15 protein-coding genes and 1 riboswitch are annotated in these 15823 nt (G+C 67.5%); of the genes, 5 read left to right on the top strand and 10 right to left on the bottom strand.

Translation table 11 applies throughout. The annotated features are described in order from the left end of the window. Positions 1-4 precede the first annotated feature (4 nt). The 5 genes from thiL to RT456_RS14895 form a co-directional block, all read right to left on the bottom strand. Entirely contained in the window at positions 5-976 is a 972-nt protein-coding gene (thiL, locus tag RT456_RS14915) for a thiamine-phosphate kinase (RefSeq protein ID WP_313347825.1), read from the bottom strand. A 4-nt stretch (positions 977-980) separates the two neighbouring features. Beyond that, complete coding sequence (gene nusB, locus RT456_RS14910) at positions 981-1460, bottom strand: transcription antitermination factor NusB (RefSeq protein ID WP_313347824.1); 480 nt, start codon at positions 1458-1460, stop codon at positions 981-983. Beyond that, a complete protein-coding gene (gene ribH / locus RT456_RS14905) occupies positions 1457-1924 on the bottom strand; it encodes a 6,7-dimethyl-8-ribityllumazine synthase (protein ID WP_313347823.1) in 468 nt (155 codons plus the stop codon). The genes nusB and ribH overlap by 4 nt, the downstream gene beginning before the upstream one ends. Positions 1925-2216: 292 nt before the next feature. Further along, on the bottom strand, positions 2217-3314 hold the full coding sequence (ribB, locus tag RT456_RS14900) for a 3,4-dihydroxy-2-butanone-4-phosphate synthase (protein ID WP_313347822.1): 1098 nt from the start codon (positions 3312-3314) through the stop codon (positions 2217-2219). After that, positions 3311-3937, bottom strand: coding sequence for a riboflavin synthase (locus tag RT456_RS14895; RefSeq protein WP_313347821.1), 627 nt, complete (start codon positions 3935-3937; stop codon positions 3311-3313). The genes ribB and RT456_RS14895 overlap by 4 nt, the downstream gene beginning before the upstream one ends. A gap of 78 nt (positions 3938-4015) precedes the next feature. After that, a riboswitch (FMN riboswitch) is annotated at positions 4016-4160 on the bottom strand. Between the two features lie 156 nt (positions 4161-4316). Here RT456_RS14895 and RT456_RS14890 point away from each other — a divergent pair. The 3 genes from RT456_RS14890 (at position 4317) to RT456_RS14880 (ending at position 5826) form a co-directional block, all read left to right on the top strand. After that, positions 4317-4946: an outer membrane beta-barrel protein gene (locus RT456_RS14890; RefSeq protein WP_313347820.1), complete on the top strand. Its 630-nt coding sequence runs from the start codon at positions 4317-4319 to the stop codon at positions 4944-4946. Between the two features lie 209 nt (positions 4947-5155). Further along, the gene (locus tag RT456_RS14885; RefSeq protein WP_313347819.1) at positions 5156-5497 is read left to right on the top strand and encodes a hypothetical protein; all 342 of its coding nucleotides are present in this window, start codon (positions 5156-5158) and stop codon (positions 5495-5497) included. Continuing rightward, complete coding sequence (locus RT456_RS14880; protein WP_313347818.1) at positions 5497-5826, top strand: transcriptional regulator; 330 nt, start codon at positions 5497-5499, stop codon at positions 5824-5826. Before RT456_RS14885 ends, RT456_RS14880 begins: the two co-directional genes overlap by 1 nt. Before the next feature lie 45 nt (positions 5827-5871). Here RT456_RS14880 and ribD read toward each other — a convergent pair whose 3' ends face one another. The 4 genes from ribD to glyA form a co-directional block, all read right to left on the bottom strand. After that, the gene (gene ribD / locus RT456_RS14875) at positions 5872-6951 is read right to left on the bottom strand and encodes a bifunctional diaminohydroxyphosphoribosylaminopyrimidine deaminase/5-amino-6-(5-phosphoribosylamino)uracil reductase RibD (protein ID WP_313347817.1); all 1080 of its coding nucleotides are present in this window, start codon (positions 6949-6951) and stop codon (positions 5872-5874) included. Positions 6952-7090: 139 nt separating this feature from the next. After that, entirely contained in the window at positions 7091-7618 is a 528-nt protein-coding gene (nrdR, locus tag RT456_RS14870) for a transcriptional regulator NrdR (protein WP_313347816.1), read from the bottom strand. A gap of 94 nt (positions 7619-7712) precedes the next feature. Next, positions 7713-8147, bottom strand: a complete 435-nt coding sequence (locus RT456_RS14865) for a hypothetical protein (protein ID WP_313347815.1) — start codon at positions 8145-8147, stop codon at positions 7713-7715. 62 nt (positions 8148-8209) lie between these two features. Beyond that, positions 8210-9463 carry a serine hydroxymethyltransferase gene (gene glyA / locus RT456_RS14860; RefSeq protein ID WP_313347814.1) on the bottom strand — a complete coding sequence of 418 codons (1254 nt, stop codon included), beginning with the start codon at positions 9461-9463 and terminating at the stop codon, positions 8210-8212. A 159-nt stretch (positions 9464-9622) separates the two neighbouring features. Here glyA and RT456_RS14855 point away from each other — a divergent pair, with 159 nt between their 5' ends. After that, positions 9623-13243 carry an autotransporter domain-containing protein gene (locus tag RT456_RS14855; RefSeq protein WP_313347813.1) on the top strand — a complete coding sequence of 1207 codons (3621 nt, stop codon included), beginning with the start codon at positions 9623-9625 and terminating at the stop codon, positions 13241-13243. 128 nt (positions 13244-13371) lie between these two features. On the opposite strand, the gene RT456_RS14850 is transcribed toward RT456_RS14855, so the two are convergent. Further along, entirely contained in the window at positions 13372-13842 is a 471-nt protein-coding gene (locus RT456_RS14850; RefSeq protein WP_313347812.1) for an RcnB family protein, read from the bottom strand. A gap of 234 nt (positions 13843-14076) precedes the next feature. On the opposite strand from RT456_RS14850, the gene ettA reads away from it, so the two are divergent. Continuing rightward, the gene (ettA, locus tag RT456_RS14845) at positions 14077-15741 is read left to right on the top strand and encodes an energy-dependent translational throttle protein EttA (RefSeq protein WP_313347811.1); all 1665 of its coding nucleotides are present in this window, start codon (positions 14077-14079) and stop codon (positions 15739-15741) included. Positions 15742-15823 lie beyond the last annotated feature (82 nt).

The following is a 15823-nucleotide window of genomic DNA, read 5'->3' as shown; positions in this document are numbered from 1 at the left end:
CGTCTTAGAGCTCGGTGAAGTGCTCGTAGCCGCGTGGGCCGTCGTCGTCGCTGCCATGGGCGATGCCGGTGCCCGTCGTGATCGTGCCGATGCGGGTGAGCGGCAGCGACAGCCGCGCCGACACCGCGTCGATGCCCGGACGCTGCGCCGGTGCCGCGGTAAAGCAGAGTTCGTAGTCGTCCCCACCACGCAGCGCCGCGTCACGGGCCTGGGCGGCGCCGACGCGTGCACGTGCGGCGGCGGACACCGGCAGGCGTTCGGGATCGATGCGGGCCCCCACGCCACTGCGGTCGCAGATGTGGCCGAGGTCGGCGAGCAGGCCATCGGAAACGTCGACCGCGGCATGCGCCACGCCCAGCAGCGCGCGCCCCAGGGCGACCCGCGGCGTGGGACGCACCAGGCGCAGGCGGAGGTAGTCGACCTGTGCGTCGTCGGCAGCCTCACGCACGTCCAGGGTGCCGCCCTGCCAGGCGCGCAGCGCGATGGCGGCGTCGCCGAGCGTGCCGCTCACCCAGATGTCGTCGCCAACGCGCGCCGCATCCCGGCGAAGCGCGGTGCCGGGCACCAGCTGCCCCATGGCGGTCACCGACAGCGACAGGGGGCCGCGCGTGGTATCGCCACCGATCAGCACGATGCCGTGTTCATCAGCGAGTGCGAAGAAACCGTCGGCGAACGCATCGATCCAGTCGGCGTCCGCATCGGGCAGTGACAGCGCCAGCGTGCACCAGTCCGGCCGCGCGCCCATGGAGGCCAGGTCGGAAAGATTGACCGCCAGCGTCTTCCAGCCGATGTCGTACGCCGCGGTCTCGGCCGGGAAGTGCACGCCGCTGTTGAGCGTATCGGCGGTCACCACCAGCTGCTCGCCGGCCCGCGGCTGCAGCAGCGCCGCATCGTCGCCGATTCCCAGCACCACGTCGGCACGCGCACGGGTGCGCGTGCGGATGCGGTCGATCAGGGAAAATTCGGCGAGGGACACGGGGTCAGCCCCCGTTTTCGACCTTGCGCCATTCGACGGCCGCACGGTCCAGCACGCCATTCACATAGGTGTGGCCGTGCTCGGAACCGAAGCGCTTGGCCGATTCGATGGCCTCGTTGATCACCACCCGGTACGGCACGTCCAGGCGGAAGCGCATTTCGAAGGCGGCCACGCGCAGCGCAGCGCGTTCGATCGCGTCCACTTCTTCAATGCCGCGGTCCAGGTACGGGTCCAGCGCTTCGTCCAGGTCCTTGCGGTTGTCGAGCACGCCGTGCACCAGCGCCTCGAAATACGCCAGGTCGGCGATCTCGCGGGCTTGCTCGTGCGCGAACTGGGCGACGACGGTCTGTGCGTTGCCGCCGGAGATCTGCCAGGCATAGATCGCCTGCAGGGCACGACGGCGCGCGCGCGAACGCAGCACCGGATCGACGCCATCGCGGCGGACGGGTTTACCGGAGGGCTTGCCCGGGTTCGACTTGTTCATGGCAGCTGCTCCAGAAGATTGACCATTTCCAACGCCGTCAGTGCGGCTTCCTCACCCTTGTTGCCATGGCTGCCACCGGCGCGCGCCTCGGCATCCTCGGCGCGCTCGACCGCCAGCACGCCATTGAGCACCGGCACGCCGAAGTCCAGCTGCACGCGCATCAGGCCTTCGGCACAGCCGTCGGCGACGTGCTCGTAATGGCGGGTGTCGCCACGGATCACGCAGCCCAGGGCGATGATGGCGGCATGTTCATGCGCGGCGGCCAGGCGGGCGGCCACCAGCGGCAGTTCCCACGCGCCGGGCACGCGGATCACGTCGATGGCGGATTCGTCGATGCCGTTGCCGGCCAGGCTCTGGCGCGCGCCGGCCACCAGCACGTCGGTGATACGGGCGTTCCAGCGGCTGGCGAGAATGGCGAAACGGGCCTGTTCCGGTGTCCGGAGATCGCCTTCGTAGTGGCTCATGGTCGGCAGGTTATTCAATAAAGAGGGACATTCTACCGTACCGCCAAGACCTGCTTGGCGGCATGGGGCGACGCGAAGCCGGTAGAGCCAGGCCCCGCCTGGCTGCGCGGGCGATCCGGGACCTCGCAGCCACGCAGGGCGTGGCTCTACGTCGGCTGGATCACGACCTCGCAGCCACGCAGGGCGTGGCTCTACGTCGGTTGGATCACGACCTCGCAGCCACGCAGGGCGTGGCTCTACGTCGGTTGGATCACGACCTCGCAGCCACGCAGGGCGTGGCTCTACCGCCCGGTCAGGGCGTTATGGTCTCCACGACCTCCAGGCCATACCCGGCCAGGCCGATCTGGCGGCGCGGGGTGCCCAGCACGCGCAGCTTGCCCAGACCCAGGTCGGAGAGGATCTGCGCGCCGGCGCCGTTGCGGCGCCACTGGCTTACGTCCTTGTCCTTGCCCGGGGTCACCGGCTGCGGCTGCTGGCGCAGGCGGGCCAGCAGGCTGTTGGTGTCGCGCGGGGCCGAGAGCACCACCATCACGCCGCGCCCGGCCGCGGCGATCGCGCGCAGGGCATCGGTGGAGGCCACCCCGAAATCATCGCGGCGCCAATGCAGCAGGTCGGCCAGCGGGTTTTCCACCTGCACCCGCACCAGGGTCGGCTCGGCATCGACCGGGCCACGGACCAGGGCGAAATGCAGGTCGTGGGCGATCCGGTCGCGGTAGGTCACCAGCTTGAACGGGCCGAACTCGGTATCGATCTCGCGCTCGTCCACGCGTTCGACGGTCTTCTCGGTCGCCAGGCGATAGGCGATCAGGTCGGCGATGGAGCCGATCTTCAGCCCGTGCTCGCGGGCGAACACCTCCAGCTCCGGGCGACGCGCCATGCTGCCGTCCGGGTTGAGGATCTCCACCAGCACGCCGGCCGGTTCCAGCCCGGCCAGCATGGCCAGGTCCACGCCGGCTTCGGTGTGGCCGGCGCGGGTCAGCACGCCGCCCGGCTGGGCGATCAGCGGGAAGATGTGGCCCGGCTGGTGCAGGTCGGCCGGCTTGGCGTCCGGCTTCACTGCGGTGCGGATGGTGTGGGCGCGGTCGTAGGCCGAGATGCCGGTGGTGACGCCTTCGGCGGCCTCGATGCTCACCGTGAAGTTGGTCTGGAACTGCGCGGTATTGGCCTGGACCATCGGCGCCAGGCCCAGGTCGGCGGCGCGCTCGCGGGTCAGCGGCAGGCACACCAGGCCGCGGCCGTGGGTGACCATGAAGTTGATGTCCGACGGCTTGACCAGCTCGGCGGCCATGATCAGGTCGCCTTCGTTCTCGCGGTCTTCGTCGTCGACGATGACCACCATGCGGCCAAGGCGGATGTCCTCGAGGATCTCGGGGATGGGGGCGAAGTTCATGCGGCCTCTCCCTGTGCGTGCCCATGCGGGGCCGGCACGCTGATCAAGCGCTCCACGTAGCGGGCGACCAGGTCGATCTCCAGATTGACCGCACTGCCCACGCCGGTCGCCGCGAAGGCGGTATTGGCGACGGTATGCGGGATCAGCGCGACCTCGAAGCCGGCGTCGTCCACGTCGTTGACGGTCAGGCTGACCCCGTCCACGCAGATCGAGCCCTTCCTGGCGATGTAGCGCAGCAGCGCGGCCGGTGCGGCGAAGCGCCAGCGCTGGGCACGCGCGTCGTCATGGATGGACACCACCGTGCCCAGGCCATCGACATGGCCGCTGACCAGGTGGCCGCCGAGGCGGTCGGTCGGGCGCATGGCGCGTTCAAGATTGATCACGGCGCCATCGGCCAGCTGACCCAGCGTGGTCAGGCCGAGCGTTTCCGTGGAGGCATCGGCCTGGAAGGTCGTCGCGTCGAACGCGATCACGGTCAGGCACACGCCGTTGATGGCGATGCTCTCGCCAAGCTGCACCGCGTCGAACGGCAGGCTGCCGACGTGGAAGGTGAAGCGGACATCGCCGCCCAAGGGTACGCGTGCGGCCACATGGCCGACGCCTTCGATGATTCCAGTAAACAAGGAACGTTCTCCGCGAAAAGTGAGCGAAAAACGCCGCAAGGCAAACAGGCGGGCGCAGGGCCGGTAAAGGCCCTGTGGCACCGTCTTCTTTCATCCGGACTATACCGTCGGCTCCGGCATCGGACCGGATCTGCTGACCTTCCGGCCAGGCCGGAAGCGCTCGCGGGCTCGTGCTTGCGCACCTACCGCCGGTGGGGAATCGCACCCCGCCCTGAAGACGTTTGTGTACCGGCGAACCGGCGCGGCCATTGTAGCAGTGCTGGCTGAGCGCTGGCTTTCTGTGAATAATTTGTTAAAATGCGCGCCGCGTGGCGATGACCGCCGCCCTGCCGCCCATGACGGGCTGGCTGAAATGGACCTCACACAACAAGGAACCTGCATGCGCAAGATCTTCCTGGCCGCCGCCCTGCTGGCTGCCGCCCCGCTTTCCGCCGTCGCTGCCGAAAGCATGAGCTACACCTATGTCGAAGGCGGCTGGACCCAGCAGCAGATCAGCGTTCCGGGCAGCAACCCGAAGCTGGACGGCGGCTACCTCCGCGGTTCGTTCGCCATTGCCGACCAGGTCAACGTGTTTGGCGGCTACAGCACCACTTCCAAGACGTACCATCTGGAAGACAGCGTCGGCGAATACCGCGCCAAGAACACGATCGACCAGCCGGAGCTGGGCATCGGCTACCACATGCCGATGACCGACCGCGTGGACTTCACGGCGGATATCGCCTGGATGCGCATCAACAACGAAGTAAAGTTCGATGACGGTGTGACCAGCGAAACCGACAAGTTCCACACCAACGCCGGCCGTGCCGCGCTGGGTGTGCGTGGCAAGCCGTCGCGCAGCACCGAGGCGTGGCTCAAGGCCGGCTACATTGACGGCAGCGACATGGACGGCGTGTGGATCGGCACCCTCGGTGGCCAGGTCAGCTTCACCCGCAACTGGGGCGTGGTCGGCGAAGTGCAGTACTACGACGACGTGACCCAGTACTCGGTCGGCGTGCGCGCCAGCTTCTAAGTTACTGATCGGGCAGCGCTAACCCGCGCCATGATCGACGGGCCCCGCAAGGGGCCCGTTTTTTTGCCCCGGCGTTGGCCACCTATCCCTTTCCGTAATTCGATCAAATGCACGATCCATGCGGGAAGCGAGGTGTGAACGGCTGCCCCCTTCCGGTGTGAAGGCGCAAGGTAAGGTGGCTCGCAACCCTACGCAGAAAACGTATACTTATGCACGCCGTGTTCGTGGAGATGCCCGCTTTTTCGCGCCACCGTGCCGCCTACCTCGACAACGACGGGTTCTGCGCGCTTCAGCAGTTCCTGCTGCGGGCTCCGGAGGCCGGTGACGTGATCATGGGCACGGGCGGTCTCCGCAAGCTGCGTTTTTCCGACGACCGCAGGCAGCGTGGCAAGCGGGGCGGACTACGGGTGATCTACTTCCACTGGCTGGCGGGTTCGCAGTTCTGGCTGTTCACCCTCTACGGCAAGGGCGTCCAGGACGATCTGGACGCGACGCAGAAAAGACTGCTGAAACGAATGCTTCAAGCCGAACTTCTGGCGAGGATCACATGATGAAACGCGACATATTTGCCGAGCTTGTCGAGGGGCTGCATGCATTGGAGGATGAGCGCTCGGGCAAGGTCACGCTGCGCACCCACAAGGCGCGACTGAAGCCGTTGCCGCCGCTGCATGCGGGTGAGTTGGTCGCCATCCGTGAACAGCTGAACATGTCACGGCCGGTGTTTGCCATGTACCTGCGTACCAATGCACGCACGCTTGAGAACTGGGAGCAGGGCCGCGCGCGTCCCAACGCGCAGGCATCGACCCTCATTCGACTGGTGCAGCAGTTTCCACAGACAGTACGCCACCTGGAAGCGCTGCAACCGGTCGCAGCATCCTGACGTCTCCACGTCACGCGTAGTGCCACGCCCTGCGTGGCAGAACCTTCACACGCGCAACAGCAGCCGCAGGTCCGCACCGACCTGGCGTTGATCGACCACGCGCAGGCGATGCTGCTGGTCCATGGCATGAATGCCCAGGCCGGCGAGCAGCGGCCTGCCGTGCTCGCCCAGCAGGGTGGGTGCCTGGTAGAGCAGCAGCTCGTCGACCCAGCCACCTGCAAGCAATGCACCCGACAGCGTGGCGCCGGCTTCGGTATGTACTTCGTTGATGCCGCGCTCGGCCAGCAGTGCCAGCACCGCACCCAGGTCCAGCCGTCCGTCGTGCGCCGGCACGCTGGCGAATTCGGCGTCGGCCGCGTCCGGCGGGCTCACCGCCGCATCGTGCAGATACAGCGTAGGCGCCCCGCCCTCCCGCACGCGTGCGCATTCCAACGAACGCAGCCGTGAATCGAGCACCACGCGCAGCGGCGGCAGCACGTCGGTGTCGGCCAGGCGCACGGTCAGCATCGGGTCGTCGGCCAGCACGGTGTCGGCCCCGGTCAGAATCGCGCCGGCGCGTGCGCGCCACTGCTGCACGTCCGCGCGGGCCGCATCGCCGGTGATCCACTTGGAGCTGCCGTCGGCCATGGCCGTGCGGCCGTCCAGACTGGCAGCCAGTTTGACCCGCAGCCACGGCCGGTCCCGCTCGATCCGCGACAGGAAGCCGTGGTTGAGCTCGCGCGCCTGCGCGGCCATCAATCCTTCCGCAACCTCGATACCCGCCTCGCGCAGCAGCACGAAGCCGCCGCCGTCGACCTTGGGGAACGGGTCGCGCATGGCCGCCACCACGCGGCTGACGCCGGCCTCGATCAGCGCCAACGCGCACGGCGGCGTGCGCCCGTGGTGCGCGCAGGGTTCCAGGGTGACGTAGGCGGTGGCGCCACGCGCATCGGCGCCGGCCTGGCGCAGCGCGAACACCTCGGCATGCGGACCACCGGTGCGCTGGTGCCATCCCTCGCCCACGATCCGCTCGCCGTGCGCGATCACGCAGCCCACCATGGGGTTCGGCCGCGCGGTGAAGCGGGCACGTTCGGCCAGGCGCAGCGCGCGCGCCATGTGCAGGTGGTCAAGCGTAGAGAAGTTCATGGCGGCAATGGTAACGCCCTACCCTCGACTGGGTAGAGCGGACTGTTAGTCCGCTACCGTTGGCGGCGTGCACGGGTCATTCGGAGATCGGACAGCGGACAGCGGACAGCGGACTAACAGTCCGCTCTACCAGTCCGCTCTACGGCTGACTTTTTTTCTTCTTGGTCAACGCAATCACATCGCCCAGCAGCTGCAGCTGTTCGGTGCTGGAGGGCAATTCGCGCTCCAGCTTCTCGATCTCCTCGCGGAAATCGGCCACGTCCTCGAAGCTGCGGTATACCGATGCAAACCGCACATAGGCCACGTGATCCAGCTTGCGCAGTTCATTCATCACGAACTCGCCCACCTTGATCGACGGGATTTCGCGCTCGCCGCACATGCGCAGCTGCTGCATCACCGCGCGCACCGCCAGTTCGATCTTGTCTTCCGGCACCGGACGCTTCTGCAGCGCGCGGTCGAAACCGACGCGCAGCTTGCGCGCGTCGAAGCCCTCGCGGCTGCCATCGCTCTTCACGATCGCCGGCAGCTTCAGTTCGATGGTTTCCAGCGTGCTGAAACGTTCGTTGCAGGCCTCGCACTCGCGCCGACGACGGATCGTCGCACCGTCTTCGGAGACGCGCGAGTCGATCACCCGGGTATCGGCATGCTGGCAGAACGGACAGTACATGGAACGCCTTGCATCAAAAAAAACGTCATGCCGTGGTCACGGCAGCGTCGCAACGGTACCTGAGAAGACGCGGGGCGGCAAATGGCCGTCGGCGTCAGCCGCGCGGCGGACGCGACCAGCGCATCCACACCAGCTGCGCGCTGGGAACCAGCAGCAGCGGTCCGGCGACCAGGTAACCGAGATCCTTCCAGCCGCCCTCGCCCACCAGACGTACCACAAGCCCCATCACCACCAGTGCCCCGACGGTGCCCAGCGCGATGCAGATCCAGCCCAACGGTCCGCTCTGGCGCAGCCCGTCCCGGCCGCGGCGAAGATACACGCTGCTCAACCAGAGCCAGCCCAGCAGGCCGACGATGCCCGACAGGCCCCACGCGAGCAGCGCCATGCCCTCGATGCCGCCCATGTAGTTGTTGCGGGAGAAGAAGACCAGCACGGCCAGCACCGACAGGGTGCCCCCGGCCACCAGCGTGGGCAGGCCCAGCAGCACGGCCTGTGCGGCGTAAAGGCGGCGTTGGGCAATGTCATCCATGCAGCAGTCTCCCTGTGTCGACACGCCGTCCCCGGCCGGGCCGGGGACGGCGGCGGCTTACCTCACCCGTAGACCGGGTACTTGCGGCACTGTGCGCTGACCGCATCGCGCACGCGGGCGATCACGGCCTCGTCTGCTGGCGCGTCCAGTACATCGGCGATCCAGTTGGCCAGGTCCACGCAGTCCTGTTCCACGTAACCGCGGGTGGTCACCGCCGGGGTGCCCAGGCGCAGGCCCGAGGTCACGAACGGCGAGCGCGGGTCGTTGGGCACCGAGTTCTTGTTGACGGTGATGTGCGCCTTGCCCAGCGCGGCTTCCGCGTCCTTGCCGGACACGTCCTTGCCGATCATGTCGACCAGCATCAGGTGGTTCTGGGTGCCGCCGGACACGATCTTGTAGCCGCGCGCGATCAGCGTATTCGCCATCGCCTGGGCGTTCTTCACCACCTGCTCCTGGTAGGCCTTGAAGCCCGGCTCCAGTGCTTCCTTGAAGGCCACGGCCTTGCCGGCGATGACGTGCATCAGCGGACCGCCCTGGATGCCCGGGAACACGATGGACTGCAGCTTCTTCTGCAGTTCTTCGCTGGCGCCCTTGGCGATGATGATGCCGCCACGCGGACCGCGCAGGGTCTTGTGGGTGGTCGAGGTGACCACGTGGGCGTGCGGCAGCGGGCTCGGGTAGACGCCGGCGGCGACCAGACCGGCCACGTGCGCCATGTCGACGAACAGGTAGGCACCGACCTTGTCGGCGATGGCGCGGAAGCGCGCCCAGTCCACCACCTGCGAGTATGCCGAGAAGCCTGCCACGACCATCTTCGGCGTGTGCTCCAGGGCCAGGCGCTCGACCTCGTCATAGTCGATCAGGCCCTGCTCGTTCACCCCGTACTGCACGGCGTTGAACAGCTTGCCCGAGGCATTGACCTTGGCGCCGTGGGTCAGGTGGCCGCCGTGGGCCAGGCTCATGCCCAGGATGGTGTCACCCGGCTGCAGCAGCGCGAAATAGACGGCCTGGTTGGCCTGCGAACCGCTGTGCGGCTGCACGTTGGCGTAGTCGGCGTCGAACAGCTGCTTGAGGCGGTCGATGGCCAGCTGCTCGGCGATGTCCACGTATTCGCAGCCGCCGTAGTAGCGCTTGCCCGGGTAGCCTTCGGCGTACTTGTTGGTCAGCTGGCTGCCCTGGGCTTCCATCACCGCCGGGCTGGTGTAGTTCTCGCTGGCGATCAGCTCGACGTGGTCTTCCTGGCGCTGGGTTTCGGCGGCGATGGCCTTGGCCAGTTCGGGATCGTAGGTTTCGATGCGGACGTCACGCGGGAACATCGCTTACTCCAGGGCAGGGGTGAGGGGGGGAACGGCAGCCTTTCATTGTAAGGCCCACAACCGGGGCCTGGCCCGTGCCGGAGGCTGGGCCGACCCCGATGATGCGAAATCCGCCAACAATCTGAATTGGGACGCCGTTCCTTGAATTGTTCAGATTTTGTGATTTTTGACCCTAAAGACGTTCAGCCAGCGGCCGTTATTCCCACCTCAGGGAATCGTCTTTCATTCAAACAGGGGTTGGCTGTGAATCATGTGTATCGCGTGGTCTTCAATCACGCGCTGAAGTGCATGCAGGTTGTGTCCGAACTCGCCTGCGGCGGCCGTGCCGCCTCGTCCACCGCCGTGCGCCGCGCGCCGCAGCTGGCCGCCCTTTCCACCGCCATCGCGCTGGGCTGCATCGCACCGGTCGCGTTCGCAGCCGATGCCAACTGGAATGAATGGCGCGGCACGGTCGACACCGACTGGGCCAAGCCCGGCAACTGGCAGCTGGGCGAGCCCAGCGCCGCCGACCCGCTGGCCCGGGCGACCTACATCGACAGCAACCGCACCGCCGTCGTTACCGGCACGGGCGAAGGCACCAATCACATCCATGTGGGTGACACCGGGATCGGCACGTTGGTGATCCAGGGCGGCGGGCAGCTGACCTCGGCCACCATCTTCATGGGCACCGGCGAAGTCATCGGCACCCGCGGCACGGCCGACGGCCGCGCCACCATCAGCGGTGCCGGTTCGACCTGGACCTCGCTGGGGACCATTGGCGTCGGGCATTGGGGCAAGGGCCTGGTCGATATCGACGACGGCGGCACACTGGCGATCGGCAGCGACGCGTACATCGCCTCCGGACTTGGGGCGGTCGGCGTGGTCAACGTCACCGGCGCCACCTCCTCATTCACCGCCGGAGCCACCCTGCTGCTGGGCGCGGGCGGCAATGGCACCGTGAACGTGACCGATGGCGCGAAGGTGACGGCACAGTTCTCCCGGGTCGGCGTCAACGCAGGCAGCGTGGGCCTGATGTCCGTGAGCGACGGTGCCAGCTGGACCACCTCGCGCGACATTCGCATCGGCGACGGCGGCACCGGCACGGCCCGCCTGTCGGGCGGCGCCACCGCCACGGCGGGCACAGGCCTGTACGTAGGCTCGGCCGCCACCGGCGTGGGTACACTGGACATCAGCAACACCGGCTCCCGCCTGGATGCAGGTGCTGCCCAGATGGTGTTCGGCGACCTTGGCCGCGCCACGGTCACGGTGTCCGATGGCGGGCGTCTGGTCGGCGGCGAAGCGTGGCTGGGCAACCGTGTCGGCGGCAACGGCGCGGTCGAGGTTACCGGCGCGAACAGCGTCTGGCAGAGCACGATCCTGAAGGTGGGCACCAACGGTACCGGCAGCTTCCTGGTCGACGATGGCGCCAACGCGCTGGTCAACGGCTCGGTCGACCTGGCCATGACCGGCACCAGCCGCGGCACGATCACCGTCGGCCAGAACGCGACCTTCGCGGTGGGCGACAGCGGCAGCAGCCAGGCCGCCATCACCGCCGGCACCGGCCAAGGCCTGTTCGAACTGGCCGGCGGCACCCTGCGTGCCAACACCTGGCTCAACCTGGACAGCGCCGTGCTGGTCTCGGCCGACTCCACCGTGGAGGTGGCCAGCAACCTGATGGCCTCCCGCGCCTTCAGCGGCACCGGCCAGCTGCGCAAGACCGGCACCGGCACGCTGATGCTGGGCGCCGACAGCACCTGGAGCGGTGGTCTGCAGGTCGACCAGGGCACGCTGTCGGTGGGCAGCAGCAAGGCACTGGGCACCGGCACCCTGAGCATGGCCGACGGCACCTCGCTGGGCCTGGGCAGCCCCATCACGCTCGACAACGACATCGCGCTCAACGGCGACGTCGGCGTCTGGGTGGCTCCGGGCAACAGCGTCACCCTGGCGGGCGGCGTGCGTGATGCGAGCGGCGACAGCCTGCTGGTGAAGAATGACAGCGGTACGCTGGTCCTGGGCGGCAACGCCTACACCGGCGACACCCGCATCGACGGCGGCACCCTGCTTGCCACCGGCAATGCGCTGCCGACCGGCGACATCGAGATCGGCAGCGGCGGCACGTTTGCCATCGACACCACCCGCGTGCTGCAGTACGACGGCCAGTTCAGCGGCAGCGGCACCCTTCGCCAGGGCCGCCACTTCCTGACCCTGACCGGCGACAGCAGTGCCTTCACCGGTACCACGGTCGTCAACGGCGGCATGCTGGAGGTGGCCGGTGCGCTGGGCGGTGACATCCAGATGACCAACAACGCCCTGCTGGCCGGCATGGGCAGCGTGGGCAACGTGGAACTGCTGAGCGGCAGCGTGCTGTCCCCCGGTGCCCGCATGAGCGGCGGCATCGGCCGGTTGTCGGTGGGTGGCGACCTGCGCTTCGATTCAAGCGCGACCTTCCAGGTGGACATTGCCGCCAATGGCAGCAGCGACTTCGTCGGCGTAGGCGGCAAGGCGTTCCTCGGCAATGCCGGCACGGTCGCCGTCGCCGCTGCAGGCAACTGGGCGTTGTCCACCCGCTACACCCTGATCTCCGCCGGTGCCGGCGTAGACGGCGCCTTCGCCGGGGTCAGCAGCAACTTCGCCTTCCTCGACCCCAGCCTCAGCTACGACGCCAACAACGTGTACCTGACCATGACCCGCAACGACGTGTCGATGCCGGACGTGGAAGTGGCGTTCCCGGACGTGGTGGTCAATACCAACCAGCAGCAGGTCGCTGGCGCGGTGGAAGCACTGGGCGAAGGCAATGCGGTGTACGACGCCGTGGTGCGGCTGGCCGTGCCGGAAGTGGTGCCGGCCTTCGACAGCCTGTCCGGTGAAGTGCATGCCGCCACCCGTGGCGCGCTGCTGCAGAACCGTTTCCTGCACGACGGCATCGACCGTCACCTGGACGGCCGCGCGCTCAGTGGCGCTGTCGCCCCGGGCGTCAACCTGTGGCTGGCGGGGAGTGGTGGGCAGCTGCGCACCGACGCCACCGCCGAAAACGCCGCCTCGCGCGTGCAGCAGCACGGCCTCATGGCCGGTGCCGGCTGGCAGGTCGGTGAGACGCTGGAACTGGGCGTGGCCGCCGGCCAGCAGAAGGTGGACAACCGCCTGCGCGAGCGTGCGGCCGTGGCCGAGACCGACGCGACCGAGTACGGCGTGTATGCACACTACCGCTGGCAGGGCCTGAGCCTGCGCGGCGGCGTGACCCGTGCCGACTACCGCACCGACACCACGCGCACGGCGCAGGTCGGCACGGCGTTCAGCGAGCAGCTGCTGGCCCGTGAAGATGCCACCGGCACCACCGCGTTCGTGCGGGCCGGCTGGACCTTCGGCGGTCCGCGCGTGCAGCTGACGCCGGAAATCGAGCTGGCCCAGGTGCGTCTGGAAAGCGATGGCAGCCAGGAACGTGGCGGCAACAGCGCCCTGCGCCTTGCCTCGGCCGACAGCGAGTACCGCACCGGCCTGGCGGCGTTGAAGGCCGATTGGGACATCAGCGGTGGCCTGCAGGACCGCGCCGTGCTCAGTGCACGCGTGGGCTGGCAGTACGCCGACGGTGACCGCCTGCCGACCGCGACCGCGCGCTTCGTGGGCGGGTCGCAGGACTTCACCATCGCCGGCACGCCGCTGGCACGCAGCAGCGTGCTGGCCCAGCTGGGTGTGGCGGTGAGCCCGAGTGCCAACAGCCGGGTGTCGCTGCAGGTGCAGGGACGCGACGGCGACGGGCAGCGCGATGTGGGGGCGCAGCTGGACTGGTCGGTGGCGTTCTGACGCGACCGGTTCCTGGGCCATCGTGCAGCCACCCATGGGGTGGCTCTACGGGATCCAACAAAGAAGCGCGCCCTTGGGCGCGCTTCTTTGTTTCGGGTGGTTTCCGTGCCGCGGTGCCGCGGGCGTTCTCAACGGTTGTTGATCACGTAGTCCGCGATGATCCCGGTGGCGATGGCGACCAGCAGCAGGTTGCCGCGGTCATCGCGGATCCAGTGGTGGTCACGCGGGGGGCGACGGACCGAATAGCGTCCGTAGTCGTTGACCACGTAAACGGGGCCACGGTAGTACTCGTTGTAACGATGGCCACGGGCCCAGCCATACCCCCTGCCCGGCGCGGGGCGGTAGACCACGCGGGGCGGCGGTGCCGGCCGGTAGTGGCCACGGTTGTCGTAATAACGACGGTCATGGTGGGCCTCGCGGCGGTCGTCGCGACGGTCGTCGCGCCAGTCATGCCGGTCGCCCCGGCGGTCGTGGCGGTCGTCATGGCGGTCGTGCCGGTCGTGACCACGGCCACGGTGGTCGTCGGCGAAGGCCGGGGCGATGCTGCCCAAGGCGAGCAGCGAGGCCACGGTCCCGACCACAATTCGATTCATGCGCATGATTGGCCTCGCTTGGTGGATTGACGACTCCATCATGCAGACGCCGTCTGAACGGTTTCCGGCTGGAAACGGTTTCCAATTCAGGCGCTTTGACCACCCATTCAGGCAGCGGCAAGCCCCGTCCCGCGGGCCGACCGGCGGCTGTCATCGCTTCCGGCTATAATTGGGCCCATCCCATTTCATCTGTTCCTGTTCCTGACGGAACGGGCGCAGGGTTGCGCCTTCGGAGAGCTCATGTCCTCGCAATACATCTACACCATGAACAAAGTCAGCAAGGTGGTCCCGCCCAAGCGGCAGATCATCAAGGACATCTCGCTGTCGTTCTTCCCGGGTGCCAAGATCGGCCTGCTGGGCCTGAACGGCGCCGGCAAGTCCACGGTGCTGAAGATCATGGCCGGCGTGGATACCGACTTCGAGGGCGAAGCCCGTCCGCAGGCCGGCATCAAGGTCGGTTACCTGGCCCAGGAACCGGAGCTGGACCCGACCAAGACCGTGCGTGAAGCGGTCGAGGAAGGTGTGGGCGAAGTGCTGCAGGCCCAGGCCGCGCTGGACGCGGTCTACCTCGCCTATGCCGAGGAAGGCGCCGATTTCGACAAGCTGGCCAAGGAACAGGAGCGCCTGGAGGCAATCCTGGCCGCCGGCGACGCACATACGCTGGAAAACCAGCTGGACGTGGCCGCCGACGCGCTGCGCCTGCCGCCGTGGGACGCCATCGTGGGCAAGCTCTCCGGTGGTGAAAAGCGCCGCGTGGCGCTGTGCCGCCTGCTGCTGCAAAAGCCGGACATGCTGCTGCTCGACGAACCGACCAACCATCTCGACGCCGAGTCGGTGGAATGGCTGGAGCAGTTCCTGGCGCGCTACACCGGCACCGTCGTGGCGGTCACCCATGATCGTTACTTCCTGGACAACGCGGCCGAGTGGATCCTGGAACTGGACCGCGGCCGCGGCATTCCGTGGAAGGGCAACTACACCGACTGGCTGATGCAGAAGGACGAGCGCCTGAAGCAGGAAGACAACCAGGAAAAGTCGCGCCAGAAGGCGATCCAGAAGGAACTGGAGTGGTCGCGCCAGAATGCGAAGGGCGGCCGCACCAAGGGCAAGGCCCGTCTGGCACGCCTGGAAGAGCTGCAGTCGGTCGACTACCAGAAGCGCAACGAAACCAATGAAATCTTCATCCCGCCGGGCGAGCGCCTGGGCAACTCGGTGATGGAATTCAAGAACGTCTCCAAGAAGTTTGGCGACCGCCTGCTGTTCGACGAGCTGAACTTCCTGGTGCCGGCCGGTGCGATCGTGGGCATCATCGGCCCGAACGGTGCCGGTAAGTCGACGCTGTTCAAGATGATCACCGGCCAGGAAAAGCCGGATTCGGGCGAGATCGTGGTCGGTCCGACCGTGCAGCTGTCCTACGTGGACCAGAGCCGCGACGCCCTGGAAGGCAACCACAACGTCTTCCAGGAAATCGCGGGCGGCCTGGACATCCTCAACATCAACGGCATCGAGATCCAGTCGCGCGCCTACATCGGCCGCTTCAACTTCAAGGGCCAGGATCAGCAGAAGCTCGTGGGTTCGCTGTCCGGTGGTGAGCGTGGCCGCCTGCACATGGCCAAGACGCTGCTGCAGGGTGGCAACGTGCTGCTGCTCGACGAACCGTCCAACGATCTGGACATCGAAACCCTGCGTGCGCTGGAAGATGCGCTGCTGGAGTTCCCGGGCAACACGTTCGTGATTTCGCATGACCGCTGGTTCCTGGATCGCATCGCGACCCACATCCTGGCGTTCGAAGGCAATTCGCACGTGGAGTTCTTCCAGGGCAACTACCGCGAATACGAAGAAGACAAGCGCCGCCGCATGGGCGACGACGCCGCGCCGAAGCGCCTGCGCTTCAAGGCGCTGAAGTAAGGAAGGACGAAACGGCCGCGCTCGCGCGGCCGTTTTGCATTTGCGGGTTGTGAATCAAAGGCAGAAGCAGAAGCGCGGCGTC

Source organism: Stenotrophomonas sp., assembly GCF_032099025.1.
Taxonomy (GTDB): domain Bacteria; phylum Pseudomonadota; class Gammaproteobacteria; order Xanthomonadales; family Xanthomonadaceae; genus Stenotrophomonas.
Note: the sequence above shows the minus strand (reverse complement) of the source record. Positions and strands in the feature narration are given on the sequence as shown.

What these genes read in the sequence shown, in the direction of transcription:
- RT456_RS14885 (WP_313347819.1), top strand. Translation starts at nt 5,156, where the DNA reads ATGCACGCCGTGTTCGTGGAGATGCCCGCTTTTTCGCGCCACCGTGCC.
- RT456_RS14880 (WP_313347818.1), top strand. Translation starts at nt 5,497, where the DNA reads ATGAAACGCGACATATTTGCCGAGCTTGTCGAGGGGCTGCATGCATTG.
- ribB (WP_313347822.1), bottom strand. Translation starts at nt 3,314, where the DNA reads ATGAACTTCGCCCCCATCCCCGAGATCCTCGAGGACATCCGCCTTGGC.
- RT456_RS14865 (WP_313347815.1), bottom strand. Translation starts at nt 8,147, where the DNA reads ATGGATGACATTGCCCAACGCCGCCTTTACGCCGCACAGGCCGTGCTG.
- RT456_RS14890 (WP_313347820.1), top strand. Translation starts at nt 4,317, where the DNA reads ATGCGCAAGATCTTCCTGGCCGCCGCCCTGCTGGCTGCCGCCCCGCTT.
- glyA (WP_313347814.1), bottom strand. Translation starts at nt 9,463, where the DNA reads ATGTTCCCGCGTGACGTCCGCATCGAAACCTACGATCCCGAACTGGCC.
- ettA (WP_313347811.1), top strand. Translation starts at nt 14,077, where the DNA reads ATGTCCTCGCAATACATCTACACCATGAACAAAGTCAGCAAGGTGGTC.
- ribH (WP_313347823.1), bottom strand. Translation starts at nt 1,924, where the DNA reads ATGAGCCACTACGAAGGCGATCTCCGGACACCGGAACAGGCCCGTTTC.
- RT456_RS14850 (WP_313347812.1), bottom strand. Translation starts at nt 13,842, where the DNA reads ATGCGCATGAATCGAATTGTGGTCGGGACCGTGGCCTCGCTGCTCGCC.
- ribD (WP_313347817.1), bottom strand. Translation starts at nt 6,951, where the DNA reads ATGAACTTCTCTACGCTTGACCACCTGCACATGGCGCGCGCGCTGCGC.
- nusB (WP_313347824.1), bottom strand. Translation starts at nt 1,460, where the DNA reads ATGAACAAGTCGAACCCGGGCAAGCCCTCCGGTAAACCCGTCCGCCGC.
- nrdR (WP_313347816.1), bottom strand. Translation starts at nt 7,618, where the DNA reads ATGTACTGTCCGTTCTGCCAGCATGCCGATACCCGGGTGATCGACTCG.